This window comes from Micavibrio aeruginosavorus, assembly GCF_051245535.1.
GTDB lineage: Bacteria > Pseudomonadota > Alphaproteobacteria > Micavibrionales > Micavibrionaceae > Micavibrio > Micavibrio aeruginosavorus_D.
In genome coordinates this window covers 483,274-503,643 of the sequence record NZ_CP195303.1, presented here as the reverse complement: position 1 = coordinate 503,643, position 20,370 = coordinate 483,274, and the positions used below count along the sequence as shown (strand labels likewise).

Here is a 20,370-nt window from a genome sequence, read left to right as displayed (position 1 = left end):
AACGAAAGCCCTGTAAAATCAATAAATTAGATCATTGCCCTTTCCAGGCGCGATCAGATTCAACCACCAAAACCTGACCATTCAGAGTCGGATCGTTGTAAATCCGCCCAACGGGGCGTTCGGCCTCGCCGCCAAACTGTTCCAGCAGACGCGACAGCGCCCCCGTCAACGGCCCCTGAAAACTGACCGAACGTTGCACGGTGTAGGGCGAATCCGCCATCCAGATCACCTGCAACCCCTGTTGTGCGCCCCAGGATTCGATGGTGGAGCGCAGATCCTGCCCCTTCATCGCCGCCCAGCGTTGGTCCGATGGTGTGCCGGATGGTGCGCCCACAGCCGTGCGTGTTGCCACATCGCCACGAACAATATCGGACGGGTTTGCGCGTTTGACCGTGGGGTCCGCCCAGCTTGCCGCCAGCGCATGTCCGCTGGAAATTTCTTTGACCGTTTCTTCCTGAACCGGAGCAGCAGGTACCGGCGCGATGCCCTTGGCGGCCAGCGCCTTGCCTGTATCCGCACCCTGTTTGGCCTTGGCCAGAATGCCAGCGGCTTCGGCATAGGCGCGGGCATTGTCATCCGCCGCGCGGTCCAGCAAATTTTCAATGGACACAACATCACCGGATACACCCCCCGCAGGGTCGCCCGGCATAGGCGTTAATGCGCCCATTTCACCCATCGGCGCCATCGGCGGAACCGCCGCGCCAGCCGTGACCGGAGGCAGGGCCGGAGCCGGGGCATCCACCGCCGGAACGGGCGCTTCGGGCATTACAATTTTGTCGCCGCTGGTGCTTTTGATTTCAAACACGCCTGGGGGCAGCGGGGCCTTGGCATCGCGTTGCGTCGGTGCGGATGGCGCATCATCGCCCCCGCCGTTGTAGCAAGATTCCATCCGCTTGAAGCCTTCGGACAAGCCCACCATAACAAATTCAGCAGACGGGCCATCCTGCACACGAATGGCAACGTTGCGCGCTTTTTTCAACGCATCGTAAACATCGGGCATGTTTTTCAGGCTGAGCAACAGCGTGTGATCATCATGCGCGGACGCCGAAACAAGCTGGAAAAATTCACCCGGAACATCGATTTCAACATCGTAATCCTGCCCGCGCGTCAACGTCGGTTGGCCAATATCAATGGCCACGGCCAGCAAACGATTGCCCCCGCCAGAGAAGCGGAAGCTGTAGCCGTTATTGAATTGATTGGTGACGATACAGGGAATACCCGCAACACCGCCAGCCCCCGCCGCCGACATGGACGCCGGACCGACCAGCCATGCGCTGCTGGGCACGGCACCGCTTTCGGCGTGCGCGGCCCCCATACCCAAGGCAAGACACACACTGCTCATCAGTAAAATTTTGCGGATCATCATGCCCTCGCCCACCCGTTTATTATGCGGTTTGTTTGTTACCGGATTTTTCTTCCAACCCGTGCGCCAGTGACGCTTCCAGAAAGCGATCGAGGTCGCCATCCAGAACGCCGAACGCATCGGTGTTTTCCACTTCGGTACGCAGATCTTTGACCATTTGATAGGGCTGCAAAACATAGGACCGGATCTGGTGTCCCCAGCCGATTTCTGTTTTTTCACCATAGGATGCTTGCGTGGCATCTTCGCGTTTTTTCAACTCAACTTCATACAAACGCGCGCGCAACATGCTCATCGCCGTATCGCGGTTTTTGTGCTGGGACCGTTCGGCCTGGCACGCGACGATAATGCCGGATGGAATGTGCGTGATACGAATGGCGGAATCGGTCGTGTTCACGTGCTGACCGCCCGCGCCGCTGGACCGGAACGTATCGACCTTCAAATCCTTGTCCAGAACTTCAATGTCGATCGTATCGTCCACCACCGGAGAAACAGCCACAGACGAGAAACTGGTGTGGCGGCGCGCATTGGAATCAAACGGTGAAATACGCACCAGACGATGCACGCCGGTTTCGGCCTTCAGCCAGCCATAGGCGTTTTCGCCTTCAACTTTAATGGTTGCGGCCTTGATACCCGCCTCTTCACCATCACTGCGCTGAAGCAGGGTCACGCGGTAGCCATGTTGTTCCGCCCATCGCGTATACATGCGCAGAAGGATTTCACCCCAGTCCTGCGCCTCGGTGCCGCCGGACCCGGCATGCACTTCCAAAAACGCATCATTGGCATCGGCTTCGCCGGACAGCAGGCTGGTGATCTGCATGCGTTGTGCATCGTCGCGCAATTTTTTCAGCGACGCTTCCGCTTCGGTCACGATGGATTGATCGCCCTCTTCCTCGCCCATTTCAATCAGGCCGAGGCAATCATTCATGCTGTTTTCAACGGCGCGCACCGACTGAACCTTTTGATCCAGACGGTTGCGTTCTTTCATGATGGTTTGGGCTTTGTCCGCGTTGGACCAAAGATCCGGATCTTCGCTCAGGGATGTCAGTTCGGCCAGACGGTCGATTGCTGTATCCCAGTCAAAGATGCCTCCTCAGCAAGGCCAGCGACTCATTGATGTCGTTGACCAGCGCTTGAATATCTGCACGCATGGCAATGATCCTTAAATTCTTCTACAAAAACCAACGCCCCCCGGAGTGATCCGCAGGGGCGTTAGGAAAATTCTTCAGCCAGCCCTTATGCTGCTTGCGCCAGTTTGGCGTTTCCAGCGAAAAAGTCCAGCATTTGTACGATCAGGCCCTGACGTTGTTCACCGTCAACAACCGGGGAGGACATCAGGTTGCCGTCCATGGCCATGACATCGTCCACGACCGTCGCGCCTGCTGCTTCCAGCACAGCTTTTGCGCTTTCGGCAACGGCCACAACACGGCCCTTGGCTTGTTCCGCGAAGACCAGCACGGACGCCGCATCCCCGAACAACGCAACCGGTTTGGCCATCGTCATGAAATTGTTGATGAAACGGCGGGTATGCGCCGTGGTTTGCAGTTTATCCAGCGCGCGGCTGCCGCCCGGGATGACCAGCATGTCGTAATCGGCGCCCAGTGCGGTCGCCAGTGCCTGATCCACCGGAAAATTGTGGCCCCAGCCCTGCCCGTCCCAGCCACTGATCAAACCTTGATCCGGGCTGATCAGCTTAACTTTTGCACCAGCGGCCAACAGGGCCTTCTGTGCTTCGATCAAATCATGTTGGTTGAAACCGTTGGCGGTCAGGATGGCTACGTTTTGTCCGGAGAGCATTTTACTCATGAAGTCACAGTCCTCTTCTTTACATATACTGTTTATTGATCCCCATAACCGCTTCAAAGCCGTGCGATGAACCCTTTGAAAAAACGGTTCGAATGGCGTTTGGTGGCGTTTGCGCTTTGGCCGGGGTTCAGGGGATGTACACACCTGTGTTTTACAGATTGCCGCACCATGATGATTCCCGGGTTCAAAGTCAAGAAATAAACTCTATCCCTTTGTCCAAAAAGGGATTTTCTATTTTATTTCAGACAATTGAATTGTGGAGATTTGTGCAGAGGCGAATGTTTTTGGAGCGGGCGACGAGTCTCGAACTCGCGACCTACAGCTTGGGAAGCTGTCGCTCTACCAACTGAGCTACGCCCGCACCCCGAAAACAGCCGGAAAACCGCCAAATACTGGCCCCCGGCACCTGTAGGGCCTTGATATGGCACAGCTCCCCCGAAAAAACAATTGGGGATTTTAAGTGATTTAAGTTGCAGCGACTTTACAAAGTCCGGGACTCGTTTATAAAGGCCAAGCGGTAAGATTTATTATTCAAGCGCACAAAAAACGTATCTATTTCAAGGAGCAACACATGATTAAGCTGCGCGGCGTTGTTTTAGCAGGACTGGCCTTGTCCCTGGCGGCATGTTCCGGTGTTTCGAGCCACAGTGAAGTTGAAGCCCTGAACGAGGTGCAGCCGGTAGGCAGCCCGTTCACGCAATCTCTGGCGGCCGAATATCGTGATTTCGCCAATCGCGAAATGAACGACATGTTCGATTACCCGGATGCAATCCACTTCGCCCGTAAAGGTCTGGCAGCAGCAGGCGGTGACGCCGTGATGCCGGAACCGATCAGCGATTGGAACCTGTTGCCCCGTCATATGGAAGAGCTGAGCACCGGCCGTGGCCGTCTGATCAATGCATTTGATCGTGGCGCACGTGACATTGCCCCGCAACTGTCCGCCGTGGCACAAGCCCGCTTTGACTGCTGGATCGAACAGCAAGAAGAAAACTGGCAGGAAGACGACATCAGCGCATGCAAAACGCAATTCGCTGAAGCCATGGACCAGTTGGAAGCCTTGCTGCCGGCACCGGCACCAATGCCTGCTGAAGACGTGATGGCCCCGGTATCCGCATTGGATATGGGAGCATCCGATCCGATGGCGGCTGCGGACTCCATGTATCTGGTCTTCTTCGACTTCGACTCATCCTCTGTAAACGCTGGTGGTAACAGCGTTCTGGATGCCGTTGCAGCCGAAATCAGCAAACGCAGCGTCAACATGGTCAGCGTTGTTGGCCACACCGACAGCTCGGGCTCCGACGCTTACAACGACAAACTGGCTATGCGCCGCGGTAACGCTGTGCGTGACGCTCTGATCAAACGCGGTATCGACCCGGCGAAGATCAACGTTGAAGGCCGTGGCGAGCGTGAACTGCTGGTCAAAACCGCTGACGGTGTGCGCGAGCCTGCCAACCGTCGTGGTCAGATCAGCTTCCAGTAAGCGATCGCCCCTGAATCTTCAGGGATAAAAAAAATCGGTGGCCGGGATGTTGAACAAGCGTCCCGGCCATTTTCTTAAAAACAAAAAATAAACACAAAGCGATTGGTTCCCTCCCATGGACCTGAGACCCATTTTCTACGTTGTCGGCGCCCTGCTCTGCATTCTGGCCATCAGCATGAGCGTGCCGATGTTTGTCGACATGGTACACAATCATCCGGACTGGAAAGTTTTCCTGCTGTGCATGTCTATCACCGCGTTCTTTGGCGGCACGACATTACTGGCCAACGCCAGCGACAAGCCGTTTCAATTGACCATCAAACAAACATTCCTGCTGACCGCCGTGAGCTGGTTCGCACTGGCTGGGTTTGGGGCCCTGCCCTTCTGGCTGGCCAGCGAAACGGATATTGGTTTTACCGACGCGTTTTTTGAATCCGTATCGGGCATTACAACAACAGGCGCAACTGTTCTGAGCGGCCTTGACACCATGCCGCCGGGTATTTTGATGTGGCGATGCATGTTGAATGCGTTGGGCGGCATCGGGTTTATCGTTGCGGCCATGGCGGTCCTGCCCTTCCTGCGCGTTGGCGGAATGCAGCTATACCGCACGGAATCCTCCGACAAATCCGACAAGGTTTTGCCCCGGATGCAGAAGGTGGCCACGGCCATCGGTTACATCTATGCGGGACTGATTGCAATTTGTGCCCTGTGTTACTGGATGGCGGGGATGTCAGGTTTCGATGCTATCACCCATGCGATGAGCTCGGTCGCGACGGGCGGATTCGCCAATTACGACAGCTCGTTTGGCGCTTTTCTGGATCGCCCGCACATTCTTTGGATTGCCATGGTTTTTATGATTTTGGGCGGGCTCCCCTTCGTTTTGTACATCAAAGTTCTGGGAGGCAATTTCAGCGCCCTGATCCGCAACACCCAGGTGCGTACATTTCTGGCAATATTGGGGGGGGCTATTTTGATTTCCACCTTGTGGCTATCCCTCAAAGGCATTCTACCCTTTGGTGACGCCGTATTACAAAGCGCCTTCAACATTGTATCCGTCGTGACAACCACGGGCTATGCGTCGGCGGATTACATGCAATGGGGACCGTTTTTCGTCGTCTTCTTCTTTATCCTCACCTTCTTTGGCGGATGCACGGGTTCGACATCGGGCGGTGTTAAAATCATGCGATATCAGGTGATGGCGTTGATCCTGGGCCGCCACTTCCAAAAACTGCAACACCCCAACGCCATCATCGCCCTGCATTATGATGGGCGAACCTTACCAGATGACGTGCCGTATTCGGTGATGGTTTTTATCTTTGGCTTTCTGGGCGCGTTTATTGTTCTGGCTTTGGCTCTGTCCATGTGCGGGCTGGATTTTATCACCAGCATCAGCGGCGCGGCCACGGCCCTGACCAACGTTGGCCCCGGATTGGGGCCCATTATTGGCCCGGCCGGAAATTTTTCAACCCTGCCTGATGCTGCCAAATGGCTTATTTCCCTTGGCATGATGCTGGGGCGTCTGGAACTTTTCACCCTGCTGGTTCTGGTTATGCCCAGCTTCTGGCGCAAATAAAAAAAGCCCCGCAAAATCGCGGGGCTTTTTAAATTCACAAAAAACTAGAACGGCGATTCTTCCACCTGCGGCACGGGCTGTGCGCCCACGCTTGGGGCCTGTTCATACCCACCGCCGCTATACGATGCGCCGCCACCAACGGCATTGCCCGCATCCGCACCGATTTGCAGCGTATTGTTCACACCATTCACCACGGCTGTGTCCACATCGCGCAGCAATTGTTCAACAAACGCATTTTGTTCACGTTCACGTTCGGCAATCGACAGATTGTCCGCAATGGTCCATGTCCGCTGGACGCGCAGATCGGTATGGGCCGCACCCGGTGCCGTCGGGTTTTCACGCATCAGTTTCAGGCGGATCACCGCGCTGTAACGATCGCGATTATCCATGTTCAGCTTGCGCACATATTTGTTATCCGACTGCAAATCTTCGCGGGTGACGCGGGCTTCCTCGATCGAGAAGATGAAGGTGCCTTCCCCCCCGGCTGCCACCAGACGCTTGTCGACATAGCCACGCAGGGCGACATCCAAAGGCGTCGGGAAGGTGCTGGAAACATCGTTGCCATAGGCGGCCGCATTGCTCGCGCTCACCACTTCAATGCGGGAGGCGCTGACCCCAACCTGTTGGGTAAACTGGGCGGATGGCGATTTCAGTGCCGGACCAACCGTTGTGCAACCCGCGACCAATCCCGCCCCACCAAGGGCCAGAACCGAAACGCAAACCAGAAAGCCAAGGCGTTTGTTCTTCATCATTGTCATGTCCTTACTGTACGACACCGCTGGGGTTGTTGAGTTTATGTTCGAGTTCAGCCGCGTCGAATTTATATTCGCGGCTGCAGAATTCGCATTTCACGCTGATTTTACCGTCTTCTTCGGCCAGATCCAAACGATCTTCGCTGGACATCGCCATCAAGACATTTTCAACACGGTCGGCGGAACACCGGCATTGATGGCGCACGGGTTGCGGTTCCTGTGCCCGCACACCTTCCTGATGGAACAGACGATAGAGCAGATCATTGACCGGCAAAGCCGCATCCAGCAATTCATCATCCGTGCAGCTTTGCAACAGGACCATCGCCCGGTTCCACGCATCGGGGTCGACGTCACCGCCCGGCTTGGACGCGTCGGGCATTTTTTGCAACAAAATCGCCCCCGCATGCCAATGGCCGTCATCATCGCGTTTCAATGCAAGGCGCAGGCCTGTAGCAATTTGTTCGGATTGCGTGAAATAATGCTGCACACATTCAACCAGCGTGCCGCCCTTCAATTCCACCACGCCTTGATAGCGTTCGGTATTTTCGCCGCCCTGATCGATCGTGAACACCATATGGCCACGGCCAATCAAGCCCATATAGGCCGTTTCGGGCACTTCATCGGCTTCCCAGCGATCCAGACGCTCCTGATCAAAGCGGGCGCAGGCACGCACGTTGCCATGTCCGGTAATATCGGCCACCAATGTCCCCAACGGGCCATCGCCTTGTGCCTGTAACGTAAAAATCCCATCGTCTTTCAACATGGACGACAACAGCAAAGCCATCACGGCGGCCTGCCCCGTCAATGTCGCCACCGGAGCCGGATAACCGTGGGTGTGCAGAATATCATTCACGACCCGCCCCAGCCGGACGATACGGCCACGCAGGTTGCTATCCTCCAGAAAGAAGGTTTCCACCATATCCACATCATGGGTAGTCATAATATCGAATCTTTCTGTTTTTATTGCCTTGTGTCCGCGCCCCAGCCTCTGCCATCATAAGCCATAATTCAAGGGCGCGGCACGGATGAAGAGTAACGCTGATCACGAAAATATCAAGTCTTCAGCCCCGGAATCCAACCGGGGAAAGCGCCGTCCAACACAGGCAAAACAAGGCCCCCGCCCCCCGAAAAAGGTCACGCCTGAATACCTGCGCAATTCTGGTCTGTATTACCTGCAACGCTTCGCCACCAGCACCGCCCATTTCCGGTCCGTCATGGCCCGGAAAATTGACCGGTCCTGTCACGCGCACGTGGACCAGAACCGCGATGAATGCCTGCAATGGCTGGACGCCATGATCGAGGATTTCATTCGTCAAGGATTGCTGAATGATCGCATGTATGCCGAAGGGGCCGTAAATTCCCTGCGCCGTCGCGGTCTGTCCCGCCGGGCGATTATGAACCGGTTGCAGGTCAAGGGACTGGATAGTGAAACGGTGGGTGCCTTGCTGGCCACCCATGACACCGAACAAGGCGCGCAGGACCATGATACAGGAGATTTGCACGCGGCCCTGAAACTGGCCCGGCGCAAACGCATCGGCCCCTATGCCGCACCGGACAAGGATATTGACCGGGATAAAGCCATTGCCTCTATCGGACGGGCGGGATTCAGCTATGACATCGCGCGGCGTGTTGTGGAGATGACGGTAGAGGATCTGGACGAGCAGGATTTACGACGCGTTTGACGCCGCATCATGCGCGGACACACGGCGCGCAGGCAGAATAATCGTGGCCGTTGTGCCCAGCCCCTTTTGCGAGAACAATTCAAACGACCCTTCGTGCAGGCGCGTCAGCGCATCCACCAGCGTCAACCCCAAACCAGCGCCCGATGTTGAGCGTTGCAGGGATGTATCCACCTGACCAAACGGTGACAGGGCTTTTTGAATTTCATTATCATCCATCCCCACACCGGTATCGGTGATGGACAGGCGCAATTGACCATCGGCATCCAGTTCATAGGACAGGGTAATCCGCCCGCCTTCCGGCGTGAATTTCACCGCGTTGGACAACAAATTCATAATAATCTGCTTCAAGGCCAGCTCTTCACCAATCACATCGGGCATGGCGGCATCCAGCATGTTGGTCACGGTGAGCTTCCCGCTTTCAATTTTCGGCCCCATCAAATCCAGCGAAGATTGAACAATCTTATCCAACCGAACCAGACTTTCATTCAACTGCCGCTCGCCCGCATCAATGCGGGAAACATCCAGAATTTCATTGATGATTTTCAGCAATTGCTTGCCGCTGTCATAAATGTCGTTGGCGTAATCCCAATATTGGCGTTGTTCCAGTTTGCCGAACACTTCATTTTTGATGATTTCAGAAAAACCAATAATGGCATTCAAGGGCGTACGTAATTCATGGCTCATATTCGCCAGAAATTCGGATTTTGCGCGGCTGGCCATATCGGAATGAACCTTGGCTTCCTGTAATTTGATCTCGGCTTCTTTCCGCTGGGTAATATCCTCGATACTGCCTTCGTAATACAGGATATTGCCCTCGTCATCGCGGACGGCACGGGCGTTTTCGTTGACCCAGATAATGTTCCCATCTTTGCGACGGACGGTGATCTCAAAATTTTTCACCGTGCCCTTTTCGTCAATCTGGGCCAGAAATTGTTTCCGGTCGCGAACGGATTCATAAATTTCGCTGTTGGCATTGCGGATCGACCCGACAATATCATCCGCCGTTTCATAGCCCAGAATACGGGCCATAGCAGGGTTGGCGCTCAGATATTTTCCATCCTGTGTAACCTGATAAATACCGCCTGCGGCGTTTTCAACGATCGTGCGGAATTTCTTTTCCGCTTCGCCCAATGCTTTTTCCGCGCGGCGGCGTTCTTCCACGTCGGTCATGGTGCCAACCACGCGGGTATTGCGGTTTTCGTCCTGCCGCATCATGGACATGGCCAATTCAACCGAACGGAATGTGCCCTCGCGTGTGCGCACACGCGCAAAACTGCGATAAGCGGGTCGCTGCCCCCGGATCATTTGCTGGAATTGGTCGCGTTGCTCGGCCTGATCCTGCGGATGCAGCATGTCAAACAGGTTTTTGCCAATGGATACACCAATATCGTGCCCGGTCACGCGACCCCACGCATCATTGAGGAACAGAATATCCCCTTCCGCAGTGGCTTCAAAAATAATATCGGTTACCGCGTTGATAATGGCGCGGTTTTCACGTTCCGCCTTGCGCAGGCTGTTGTTCAAACGTTCACGTTCTGAAATCTCGCTGTTCAGTTCAAAGTTCTTATGGGCCAGCGTTTTGTTCATGACGGCCAGGCGGCCTGATTGGCGTTGATTATTGCGCACATACAACATGCCAACGATTGTAAACATCGTACCAAAGAACAGGACGAGCAGCGGCGTTTTTTCCAGGAAAACAGTGTGGCGCGTTTGCCCGACATCCACCTGCATCGTCCATTTGGCGTTGCCAATGGTAAAGGCGTAATCATTCCGCAGGTTTTTACCCTCTGCGCCGCCTGCTTGTCCCTGACGGTTCATGTAAAAAATGGGGTTTCCTGCGGCGCCTTCACGCAAAACCAGACCGTTCAACTCTGTCCGTTCGTTCAGCCACTCCCGATCAATCACAGCCGATACGCGGCTGAGCCCCACCAGAAAGCTGTCTGGCCCGTCCGGGGTCATGATTTTTTTGATCATGGCAAAGGGGCGATTTTTGATCAGTGGCTCCGCCCCTTCCTGCACATAGTTTGTGCCGGGAATATCGGTGCGGATTAAAACATCTTCGTAAATGCGAACCTTGTTCTCTGTGATAAAGCGCACCAAAGCAGCCTGATCTTCCCGGCTTTGAACATTATAGGCATCATTTTCCAAGGCCGCGGGCGATGACGGCTTCATAAAATGTGTGATGCTCCATGCTCCATTCCCATGATCGCGCAACCAGATCAGGTAATCGAACTGGTCGATATTCGGGGTGGCATAGGAAATTGTTTTTTGCAAAATTTCAGACGGAATATCCTCTTCCAAAACCAGAATGGTCGAGGCCGCTTTGATCGCGCTTTCCAGCGCGTGCAAATTGTCATTGATCGTGCGCTCGGTTTCAACAACCGTGCGCTTCTGCTCGGCCTTCAACATATCGCCGATGAAGTATGACAGCGCCAGATACGCGACCACAGCCAGGATCATGCCGTTGACCAGCACCATCACCTGCGCAGTCGAACCACGCAAGCTGCGCGCTTGCGTTTCGTCTTCTGCTTTCTCTCTTTGATCGGCGCCGATAATCAGCATGAATCAGGTCTTTGCGGTGTTAAAGATAGAGTCGTCCCCACCATGCACTTTGGGGGTTTTGGGTTAACGTTTCGCTAACGCGTTATGGCGGCTGTAAAATTCACGGAAATACTTATAAAACGGGCATTTCCAGAACCTGTGCGCTGCACAAATTCGCTTGACTCCCCCCTGCCCCGGGCCCAAGAATGAGGGCTTACTGAAGCCTAAATTTCATAATCACAAGAGTGTGGAGGTCAAAAATGACACAGTCCAAAAACACCGCGTCCTTCTTCGATACACAATATCTGCAAAATCTGATGCCGAACCGCTACGCGTTTGATATGAGCGCGGTTCTGGAACTCTATCGTAAAAATGTTGAAGCCTTTACCGAACTGCAACAGGTCACTGTTGAAGGCCTGCAAAACGTTGCGCAATGCCAAAGCACATTGATGAACGAACTGGTTCAGCAAAACACGGCATTGACTCAGCAATTGCTGGGCGAAGGTACACCGGAAGAGAAAGTCGCCCGTCAGGCCGATTTGATCAAGACGGCGTATGAGCGTTCCGTAACCAGCCTGCGTGAAATTTCCGATGTTGTCAGCAAGACAGGCACCGAAGCCGGTGAAATCCTGAACGCCCGCATCACGGACAGCCTGGAAACACTGGGCACCGTTCCGGCGAAGGTCGCAAAAACAGAAAAAACAGCGCGCAAAGCCGCCTGATTTTTTCAGCGATCTATGATTTAATAAGGGCGCCCGATAACGGCGCCCTTATTTTTATTCGGAGACGGCACGATGACCACCCACAACACCCGCGAAGAACCCATTGAATTCAGCGATTTTATGAAGGTTGAGGTGCGTGTCGGCACCATTGTGGACGTGCAGGAATTTCCCGAGGCGCGCCGCCCGGCCTATAAGCTGTTCGTTGATTTTGGACCGGAGATTGGCCAGCGCAAAACATCGGCGCAAGTGACGCAAAACTACACCCGCGAAGAATTGATCGGACGGCAGGTTGCCGCCGTGGTCAATTTTCCACCGAAGCAGGTTGGGAAGTTTATGTCGGAAATTCTGGTTCTGGGGTTTCCGGATGAAAACGGGAACGTTACGTTGGTTCGGCCGGACAAAACTGTGCCAAACGGTGGCCGCCTGTATTAAACCCTTCCCGTCACCCCGGCGAAGGCCGGGGTCCATAGGATAGATCGCATGGATACCGGCCCCATTGTTTCTTGGCGCCGGTATGACGCTAAGAGTTTAAACTGGAATCAGGATAATCACGCGCAAGCCACCGCGCGGGCTTTGGTCCAGCGTAATCTGCCCGCCATGGCTGTGGATCACGTCCTGCGCGATGGGCAAACCAAGCCCGACCCCACCCGTCGCCGTGTTGCGTGATGTATCGACACGGTAGAAGGGGCGGAACACATCGTCATACTGATCCGGCGGAATACCCGGACCATCATCGTCAATCACGATTTCAACATCATCATTCACGCGCCGCGCGCTCATCCACACGTGGGATGCGTATTTACGGGCATTGGTAATCAGGTTGGACAGCGCCCGTTCCATCGCCATCGGGCGCAGCGTCAGGGCCAGATCACCTTGGGAATCCAGAATAACGTCGCCGCCGGCGCGGCGTGCGCCGGATACGATGCGGTTCAGAATATCATTCATATCCCCGGCAACCGCCTGCTCCCCGCCCTCACCGCGCACGAAATCGAGGTAGCCATTCAGCATTTTTTCCATGTCCTGAATGTCCTGCATCATGCCTTCGGCATCCGGGTGGTTACCCAGCATAGCGACCTGCAGTTTCAAGCGCGTCAACGGTGTGCGCAAATCATGCGATACCCCGGCCAGCATGGCGGTGCGTTGGGAAATCTGGCGTTTGATACGGTCATTCATATCAAGGAAGGCTTGCGCTGCCTGCCGCACTTCGCGCGCGCCTTCAACCTTTAGCGTTGCGGGCATATCGCGGCCCTTGCCAATTCGTTCCGCCGCCACCGCCAGACGACGGATGGGGCGAATTTGATTGCGCATAAACAGGATCGAAACCGCCAGCAATACAATGGACGTAAAAATCATCCAGAGCAGGAAGATATAGCCCGACGATGAAAACAGCCGCCGTTGCGGCGATGAAACAAATAACACCCCGTCATTCAGCGCGATGGCAATTTCCACCCATTTTTCGGACAGATCGACATTGATACGGTACGGGCGGCGCACCTGTTGATCCAGCGCACGGCCCAGAATGTCCGAGACGATGGAGCGGTCAATATCCTCGGGGATATTCTCCAACACCGCACCGGGCTGATAGCTGATCAACAAATCCAGATGCTTGGCCATATGGCCGGAAATGCGGCTGATCCGTTCAGGCGAAGGATCATTTTCAATCTGTTCGGCAACAATGGCCATTTCCCCGGCCACGGCATAGGCCAGACGATCCGTCATTTTGCCCCAGTGACGATCAAAGAAAATATAGACCGTAATCATCTGGGTCAGCAAAACCGGGATGATCAAAATCATCAGCGACCGGGCCAGCAATGTACGCGGCAGAATATTGCGGAACAGCGACCTTATTTTCATACCGGGTCCACCCGCAGCATATAGCCCTTGCCCCGCACGGTTTGCAGGACCAGCGGCGTGCGCGTGTCCTGCTCGATCTTGCGGCGCAGGCGCGTAACCTGCACGTCAATGGTGCGTTCGCCACTGTCGTCCAGATTGCACATTCGGGCCAAATCTTCGCGGCTTATGGCTTCGCCCGCCCGACTGATTAAGGCTTTCAGCAAAGTGGTTTCAACGGTGGTCAGGGCTTGGATATCACCATCATGTTGCAGGATATTCACAGCCGGGTCATACACCCACCGCCCCAATCGCACGCGCATATCGGCCGCGGCTTTCGGCCGGCGGCGCAAAATGGCGTTCAGGCGTAAAACCAATTCACGCGGTTCAAACGGTTTGGGCAAATAATCATCCGCCCCGGTTTCAAGACCCGCAATACGGTCATCGGCCTCGCCCAATGCGGTCAGCATCAAAACCGGAATATCGTTATGGGTGCGGATGGATTTGGTCAATTCCAAGCCCGTTTCCCCCGGCATCATGATGTCCACCACCATGGCATCGAAATCCAGATGCGCCAGCAATTCGCGGGCGGCGGCGGCGCTTTCGGCGGAGGCCACCACGAAACCATTTTCGTGCAGGAACCTGGTGACAAGCTGGCGGATCCGGTCATCGTCATCGACGACCAGAATATGCGGGCGTGTCGCCAGCTTGTCCGCAATTTGCATATCCGCGCTCATAGAAAACCGCCCTTTGCGGCGTTTGTTATTTCTGGTAATTTTTAACACACTGCGCGGGTTGGTGAAACCCCTGCGGCCGCGCGGCAAAACCCTTAAAAACCATGGAATTACAACGATGTGCGCCTCCCCCTCCGCCCTGCCTTATGATGATCGTGATGGCTTTATCTGGATGAACGGGAAAATGATCCCGTGGCGCGACGCCAAAACCCACGTCCTGACCCATGGCTTGCATTACGGCGGCAGCGTGTTTGAGGGCGAGCGTGTGTATGACGGCCAGATTTTTAAACTGACCGAACATTCCGAACGCCTGATTTTCTCCGGCAAATGTCTGGATATGGATGTGCCGTTCAGCGCCAAGGCATTGAACGATGCGTCTTATGAAGTGATCAAGGCCAACAATATCACCAATGGCTATGTACGCCCGCTGGCCTATCGCGGGGCGGAACAGATGGGTGTATCGGCCAAGGGCACCAAGGTCCATGTGGCCATTGCCTGCTGGAAGTGGCCGAAATATTTCTTCCCCAAGGCGGGTGATGCCGCGGGCCTCGCCCTGCGCACCGCGTCCTGGCGCCGCCCGGACCCGCGCACCATGCCAACACAGGCCAAGGCCTGCGGCGTGTACATGATTGGCACGCTGGCCAAGCATGAGGCCGAAAGCAATGGGTATGATGACGCCCTGATGCTGGATTTCCGTGGTCGTGTGGCGGAATCATCGGGCGCGAACCTGTTTGCCATTCGTGATGGTGTGATTTATACGCCAATTGCGGATTGCTTCCTGAACGGCATTACACGCCAAACCGTGATGAAACTGGCCCGCGACATGGGCTACACGGTTGAAGAAACCGCGATCATGCCGGAGGAGATGAAGACGTTTGAAGAGGTCTTCCTGACCGGCACAGCGGCGGAGATTGCTCCGGTGTCAAAAATTGATACCGACATCACCTACACGATCGGTCCGGTCACGACGCGGTTGAAAGATGCCTATTCCGATCTGGTTCACCAGAAGGCCAAAGCCGCATAAATAAGAAAAACCCCGGCCAAAAGCCGGGGTTTTAAATTCAAGGCATCACGCCGTCAGGGACCATTATGGTGTTGGTGCAGGCCCCGGACGGCGCGGATTAAAATTTGCGGCCACCATAGCGTCCACACGATTCAGCAATGTTTTCTTCAATGCCGCATCAGCGTAGGAATCGTTGATTGCATCGCGGGTGACTTGAACCAACTGATCACGCGTTAAACCGAATTCATCGTGGGCGACCCGGTATTCTTCGCCGATGGAATTACCAAACAAACCCGGATCATCAGAGTTCAGAGAAATCCGCACACCACGATCCACCAGTTTTTTCAACGGATGTGCGGCAAAATCCGGATAAACCCCGGCCAGAATATTGCTGGTCGGGCACACTTCCAGCGCAATGCCGCGTTTGACGATTTCATCAACCAGCGTGGCATCTTCAACAATCCGCACACCATGGCCCAGACGCGACGGGTTCAGCGCCAGCGCATCCCATCCGTTTTGCGGGCCCACATTTTCCGCGGCATGCAGGCGAATGCCCAGCGGGCGGCCAAAATTCTGCACCACGCGGTTATAATCGTTCATGAATTGCGGAATGTCCCCGGCCATTTCGCCGCCGGCAATATCCAACCCAACGATATAAGGGTGTTTGTAAGACAGGATCATATCGGCGTCATTCTGCGCCTCAACCCCCGGGCGGTGACGTTCGAATGTCATATTGATGCGGGCTTCAATCCCGTGCTTTGCACGGGCGGCATCGATGCCATCGGCAATACCGTCAATCATATCCTTGTACGAAATACCGGACAGATGCGTCTGGCCGCAGCAGGCGATGATTTCGACATAGACCGCGCCTTCTTTCGCGCAGCGATCCAGATAATCTTCGGTGATTGTTTTGAAATCGTCACGGGTGCGAACGCATTGGGCCATCGCCTGATATACGCGGGTGACCAGATCGATAAAGCCGGACCATTGATAGCCCTGCCCGTCCGGCGTGAAGATATCATACGGCAAGGTTACGCCGTTTTTCTTTGCCAACTGCCGCGCAATGTCGGGACGCACGGTCCCCTCGACGTGGACGTGTAATTCGGCTTTTGGAATATTACGCGTACTGTCTTGTTGCATGACATTGGCTCCCTTTTTCAATCAACCGCTGTGGCGGAACAACATGATGTCGCCGTCTTGAACGACATATTCTTTGCCTTCGACGCGCATTTTACCGGCGTCTTTTGCGCCTTGCTCGCCATTCAAGGCGATGAAGTCGCTATAGGCAATTACTTCGGCACGGATAAAACCGCGTTCGATATCGGAGTGGATTTCGCCCGCGGCCTGCGGCGCGCGTGCTCCCTTCAAAACCGTCCACGCACGGGCTTCTTTCGGGCCCACAGTGAAATAGGTTTGCAGACCCAACAGGGTATAACCCGCACGGATAATTTTGTTCAGGCCCGCTTCTTCCAGATTGAGGGTGGAGAGGAATTCTTCTTTCTCCTCCTCCGAACCCAATTGGGCGATTTCGGATTCAATCGCGGCGCTGATCACAACATGCTGCGCGCCTTGCGCCTTCGCCATGTCGGCGACTTTCTTCGTCCACTCATTGCCCGTGGCCGCATCGGCCTCGGATACGTTGCAGACATACAGGATCGGTTTTGAGGTCAACAGTTGCAGCATGGCAAACGGCTTCTTCTCATCTTCGGCCAGATTCGGCACGACGACACGGGCGGGTTGGCCCGCATCCAATGCAACCTTAACCTTCTCCATCACGGCCAACTGGACTTTAATATCCTTGTCGCCGGATTTTGCTTTTTTCGTCGTGCTGACGATCTGGCGTTCAACCGATTCCAGATCGGCTAGCATCAATTCCGTTTCGATCACTTCGGCATCACGGATCGGATCAACAGATCCTTCAACGTGGATGACATTTTCATCATCAAAGCAACGCAACACATGCACGATGGCATCGGTTTCACGGATGTTGGCCAGAAATTGGTTTCCCAGACCTTCGCCCTTGCTCGCGCCCTTTACCAGACCGGCAATATCAACAAATTCCAATTGTGTCGGCACGATCTGCGCCGATTTGCCGATGGTGGCGATTTTATCGAGGCGTGCATCCGGCACAGCCACGCGGCCCACGTTCGGTTCAATCGTGCAGAACGGAAAGTTTGCCGCCTGCGCCGCCGCCGTTGCCGTCAGGGCGTTAAACAATGTTGATTTCCCAACGTTCGGCAGACCGACAATCCCGCAATTAAAACCCATTTTCTTCGTCCTTTACACGCTTTGCTCTTTAGGCGGTTGAAGATCGCTTGCGACCTTGCTCATAAAATCATTCTCTTTGCCCGACAGGATCAGGCCCACATGATCGGGGATGGATTTCATCATCGCATCGACCCATTTCTGTTCGTCCTTGGAAAAATCGCCCAGCACATGGCCGTGAACGCGATCTTTATCCCCCGGGTGACCAATGCCCAACCGCACGCGCATATAATCGGCGCGCCCCAGATGGGAATCAATCGACCGCAGACCATTGTGCCCGGCGTGACCGCCACCCAACTTGATCCGCAATTTCGATGCCGCCAGATCCAGTTCATCGTGGAACACGAGAATGCGGTTCGGCGTCACCTTAAAAAACTTGGCCGCGGCCCCAACGGCTAATCCCGATTCATTCATATAGGTTTGCGGCTTGAACAGGGCGACCTTTTCACCGCCAATGCGGCCTTCGGTCAGCAACCCTTGAAACTTCGTCCGGAAATCGGGAAAACCGTGGGCACGGGCAATGGCATCAACCGCCATAAACCCGATATTGTGCCGGTTATCGGCATATTTCTGGCCGGGATTGCCCAGACCAACCAAAAGCCACATGGAATTCGTCCGGTCGTCTTCATTACGCGGTGATTGAATAGAAAACCGGCGCCGTATGTCCCGCGAACAAACACCCAAAAAACGGGCAATGCGCGAAACCACGGCGCCGGTCCGAAAAAGCTTATTCGGCTTCTTTTTTCTCGGTCGATGCCGGTACAGCGTCAGCCGCAACCGGAGCGTCTTCCACTTCAACAACAGCGCGCGGAACGGCGATCGTTGCAATGGTTTCGTCACCTTCCAGAACGGAGGTCGCGCCCTTCGGCAACGTCACAACGTCCATGTGAATGACATCGCCCAGATCATAGTTGGTCAGGTCGACTTCAACGAATTCCGGAATGTCCGTAGCAGCGCATTCCAGAACAACTTCATGGTGAACAACGTTCAGAACGCCACCGGCTTTCAGGCCTTTGCATTCTTCGTCGTTGATGAAGTGAACCGGCACGTCAACCTTAATACGGGTTTTCGGCGTCACGCGCAGGAAATCAACGTGAATGATTTTGTCGGTTACCGGGTGCAATTGAACATCACGGGCCAGGGTCAGGTGTGTCTGACCACCAACGGTGATTTCACACAGATGTGTGAACATGTAACCCTTGTGGTATTCCAGCGTGATTTCTTTCAGCGGCAGGGTAATGGAGATAGGCTCTTTGCTATCGCCGTATACAACCGCAGGGATTTTGTGTTCACGGCGCAGTGCGCGGGCGATCCCCTTACCTGCCCCGTCACGTTTTTCCGCCGTCAGCGAAAATTTCTTCGACATGGTGTCATTCCTTTATGTCTGGCATTTAAAACAGGGCCGCCTCCAGGGGGGTTTGGCCCGAACAGGGCCTAAAAACCACAAAACAGAGGGGAAAGGCAAGCGAAAACAGGGGGTAAAGCAAGGAAACCGGGCGAAAACTTAACCTTTTCACACCGTCTCCGCCCCGCCCGCCCGTCATCCCCGCCTTGTGCGGGGATCCGGAATGACCGGGATAATTGGGGGCCCGTGGCCCCGGATCCCCGCACAAGGCGGGGATGACAATTCAATGTTCAGAAAAGTTAGATAAACAGGGCCGAAATCGACTCTTCGTTGCTGATCCGGCGGATTGCCTCGCCCATCAGGCGGGAAACCGTTAACTGCTCGATATTGCTGGCATTTTTGACCGCATCCGTGGCCGGAATCGAGTCCGTAATGACCATCCGTTCGATTTTGGACTTGGAAATCCGGTCCACCGCGGCGCCGGACAGGACGCCATGGACGACATAGGCCTGAACCGCCGTGGCCCCCTGATCAATCAAGGCGTCAGCCGCGTTGCACAATGTTCCGCCGGAATCCACAATATCATCCACCATCAGGCAGATTTTCCCCTCAACATGCCCGATCACGTTCATGACCTCGGACACGCCCGCTTGCTCCCGGCGTTTATCAATAATCGCCAGATCGGCATTCAGGCGCTTGGCCAGCGCCCGCGCGCGAACCACGCCGCCCACGTCCGGGGACACGATGACCAACTGGCTTTCCTTGCCCGCGAACCGTTTTTCAATTTCCGGCACGAACACCGGGCCGACGATCAAATTGTCCAGAGGGATGTCAAAGAAGCCCTGAATCTGCCCGGCATGCAGTTCCAACGTCAGAACCCGGTCCACACCGGCGGCGGTAATCAGATTGGCGACCAGCTTCGCCGAAATCGGCGTGCGGCCACCCGTTTTGCGATCCTGACGCGCGTAACCGAAATACGGGATAACCGCGGTAATGCGGCGGGCCGATCCACGGCGCAACGCATCAATGGTGATCAGCAATTCCATCAAATTGTCGTTGGCGGGATAGCATGTGGATTGCACCACGAACACATCTTCGCCCCGGACATTTTCCTGAATTTCCACGAAGGCTTCCATGTCGGAGAAGCGGCGGATCGTCGCCTTGGCCAGCGGAATTTCAAGATACTCGGAAATGGCCTGCGCCAGCGGAAGGTTGGAATTCCCTGCGATGATTTTCATGACGGCGCGGTCCCTGCTGTTTTGAATGCATTGGAATGGGGC

At 55.0% G+C, this 20,370-nt stretch carries 19 protein-coding genes and 1 tRNA gene; 6 read left to right on the top strand and 14 right to left on the bottom strand.

Annotation, left to right across the window (positions count from 1 at the left end; all coding sequences use genetic code 11):
* Nucleotides 1-31: 31 nt before the first annotated feature.
* From ACSC94_RS02510 to ACSC94_RS02495, 4 genes are all read right to left on the bottom strand, one after another.
* Complete coding sequence (locus ACSC94_RS02510) at nt 32-1,465, bottom strand: TcpQ domain-containing protein (protein WP_435641496.1); 1,434 nt, start codon at nt 1,463-1,465, stop codon at nt 32-34.
* Nucleotides 1,386-2,511, bottom strand: a protein-coding gene (prfB, locus tag ACSC94_RS02505) for a peptide chain release factor 2 (protein WP_435641495.1) whose coding sequence is annotated in 2 segments (ribosomal slippage) — nt 1,386-2,444 and nt 2,446-2,511 — 1,125 coding nt in all. Because the reading frame shifts where the segments join, the coding sequence is not laid out codon by codon here. The genes ACSC94_RS02510 and prfB overlap by 80 nt, the downstream gene beginning before the upstream one ends.
* 85 nt (nt 2,512-2,596) lie before the next feature.
* Nucleotides 2,597-3,166, bottom strand: coding sequence for a DJ-1/PfpI family protein (locus tag ACSC94_RS02500; protein ID WP_435641494.1), 570 nt, complete (start codon nt 3,164-3,166; stop codon nt 2,597-2,599).
* Between the two features lie 285 nt (nt 3,167-3,451).
* Nucleotides 3,452-3,527 (bottom strand) — tRNA-Gly (locus ACSC94_RS02495).
* A 210-nt stretch (nt 3,528-3,737) separates the two neighbouring features.
* Between ACSC94_RS02495 and ACSC94_RS02490 the strand changes: the two genes are divergently transcribed.
* Together ACSC94_RS02490 and ACSC94_RS02485 are read left to right on the top strand one after the other, a co-directional pair.
* Nucleotides 3,738-4,646 (top strand): OmpA family protein, encoded by a 909-nt coding sequence (locus tag ACSC94_RS02490; RefSeq protein ID WP_435641493.1) that lies wholly within the window; start codon nt 3,738-3,740, stop codon nt 4,644-4,646.
* Nucleotides 4,647-4,761: 115 nt separating this feature from the next.
* A complete protein-coding gene (locus ACSC94_RS02485) occupies nt 4,762-6,216 on the top strand; it encodes a TrkH family potassium uptake protein (protein ID WP_435641492.1) in 1,455 nt (484 codons plus the stop codon).
* 44 nt (nt 6,217-6,260) lie between these two features.
* Here ACSC94_RS02485 and ACSC94_RS02480 read toward each other — a convergent pair whose 3' ends face one another.
* Nucleotides 6,261-6,968: a hypothetical protein gene (locus ACSC94_RS02480; RefSeq protein ID WP_435641491.1), complete on the bottom strand. Its 708-nt coding sequence runs from the start codon at nt 6,966-6,968 to the stop codon at nt 6,261-6,263.
* Between the two features lie 10 nt (nt 6,969-6,978).
* The gene (locus ACSC94_RS02475) at nt 6,979-7,908 is read right to left on the bottom strand and encodes an Hsp33 family molecular chaperone HslO (protein ID WP_435641490.1); all 930 of its coding nucleotides are present in this window, start codon (nt 7,906-7,908) and stop codon (nt 6,979-6,981) included.
* An 85-nt stretch (nt 7,909-7,993) separates the two neighbouring features.
* On the opposite strand from ACSC94_RS02475, the gene ACSC94_RS02470 reads away from it, so the two are divergent.
* Nucleotides 7,994-8,650, top strand: a complete 657-nt coding sequence (locus ACSC94_RS02470) for a regulatory protein RecX (RefSeq protein ID WP_435641489.1) — start codon at nt 7,994-7,996, stop codon at nt 8,648-8,650.
* On the opposite strand, the gene ACSC94_RS02465 is transcribed toward ACSC94_RS02470, so the two are convergent.
* Nucleotides 8,636-11,212: a PAS domain S-box protein gene (locus ACSC94_RS02465; protein WP_435641488.1), complete on the bottom strand. Its 2,577-nt coding sequence runs from the start codon at nt 11,210-11,212 to the stop codon at nt 8,636-8,638. The genes ACSC94_RS02470 and ACSC94_RS02465 overlap by 15 nt on opposite strands.
* A gap of 239 nt (nt 11,213-11,451) precedes the next feature.
* Between ACSC94_RS02465 and ACSC94_RS02460 the strand changes: the two genes are divergently transcribed.
* A complete protein-coding gene (locus tag ACSC94_RS02460; protein ID WP_435641487.1) occupies nt 11,452-11,913 on the top strand; it encodes a phasin family protein in 462 nt (153 codons plus the stop codon).
* A 72-nt stretch (nt 11,914-11,985) separates the two neighbouring features.
* A complete protein-coding gene (locus tag ACSC94_RS02455; protein WP_435641486.1) occupies nt 11,986-12,345 on the top strand; it encodes a tRNA-binding protein in 360 nt (119 codons plus the stop codon).
* A gap of 96 nt (nt 12,346-12,441) precedes the next feature.
* Here ACSC94_RS02455 and ACSC94_RS02450 read toward each other — a convergent pair whose 3' ends face one another.
* On the bottom strand, nt 12,442-13,767 hold the full coding sequence (locus ACSC94_RS02450) for an ATP-binding protein (protein ID WP_435641485.1): 1,326 nt from the start codon (nt 13,765-13,767) through the stop codon (nt 12,442-12,444).
* On the bottom strand, nt 13,764-14,480 hold the full coding sequence (locus tag ACSC94_RS02445) for a response regulator (RefSeq protein WP_435641484.1): 717 nt from the start codon (nt 14,478-14,480) through the stop codon (nt 13,764-13,766). The genes ACSC94_RS02450 and ACSC94_RS02445 overlap by 4 nt, the downstream gene beginning before the upstream one ends.
* Nucleotides 14,481-14,595: 115 nt before the next feature.
* On the opposite strand from ACSC94_RS02445, the gene ACSC94_RS02440 reads away from it, so the two are divergent.
* Entirely contained in the window at nt 14,596-15,501 is a 906-nt protein-coding gene (locus ACSC94_RS02440) for a branched-chain amino acid aminotransferase (RefSeq protein ID WP_435641483.1), read from the top strand.
* 63 nt (nt 15,502-15,564) lie between these two features.
* Here ACSC94_RS02440 and add read toward each other — a convergent pair whose 3' ends face one another.
* From add to ACSC94_RS02415, 5 genes are all read right to left on the bottom strand, one after another.
* A complete protein-coding gene (gene add, locus ACSC94_RS02435; RefSeq protein WP_435641482.1) occupies nt 15,565-16,620 on the bottom strand; it encodes an adenosine deaminase in 1,056 nt (351 codons plus the stop codon).
* 21 nt (nt 16,621-16,641) lie between these two features.
* Nucleotides 16,642-17,748 (bottom strand): redox-regulated ATPase YchF, encoded by a 1,107-nt coding sequence (gene ychF / locus ACSC94_RS02430; protein WP_435641481.1) that lies wholly within the window; start codon nt 17,746-17,748, stop codon nt 16,642-16,644.
* A gap of 12 nt (nt 17,749-17,760) precedes the next feature.
* Entirely contained in the window at nt 17,761-18,351 is a 591-nt protein-coding gene (pth, locus tag ACSC94_RS02425; RefSeq protein ID WP_435641480.1) for an aminoacyl-tRNA hydrolase, read from the bottom strand.
* A 121-nt stretch (nt 18,352-18,472) separates the two neighbouring features.
* A complete protein-coding gene (locus tag ACSC94_RS02420; protein ID WP_435641479.1) occupies nt 18,473-19,111 on the bottom strand; it encodes a 50S ribosomal protein L25/general stress protein Ctc in 639 nt (212 codons plus the stop codon).
* 278 nt (nt 19,112-19,389) lie between these two features.
* Nucleotides 19,390-20,328 (bottom strand): ribose-phosphate pyrophosphokinase, encoded by a 939-nt coding sequence (locus tag ACSC94_RS02415; RefSeq protein WP_435641478.1) that lies wholly within the window; start codon nt 20,326-20,328, stop codon nt 19,390-19,392.
* Between the last annotated feature and the right edge of the window lie 42 nt (nt 20,329-20,370).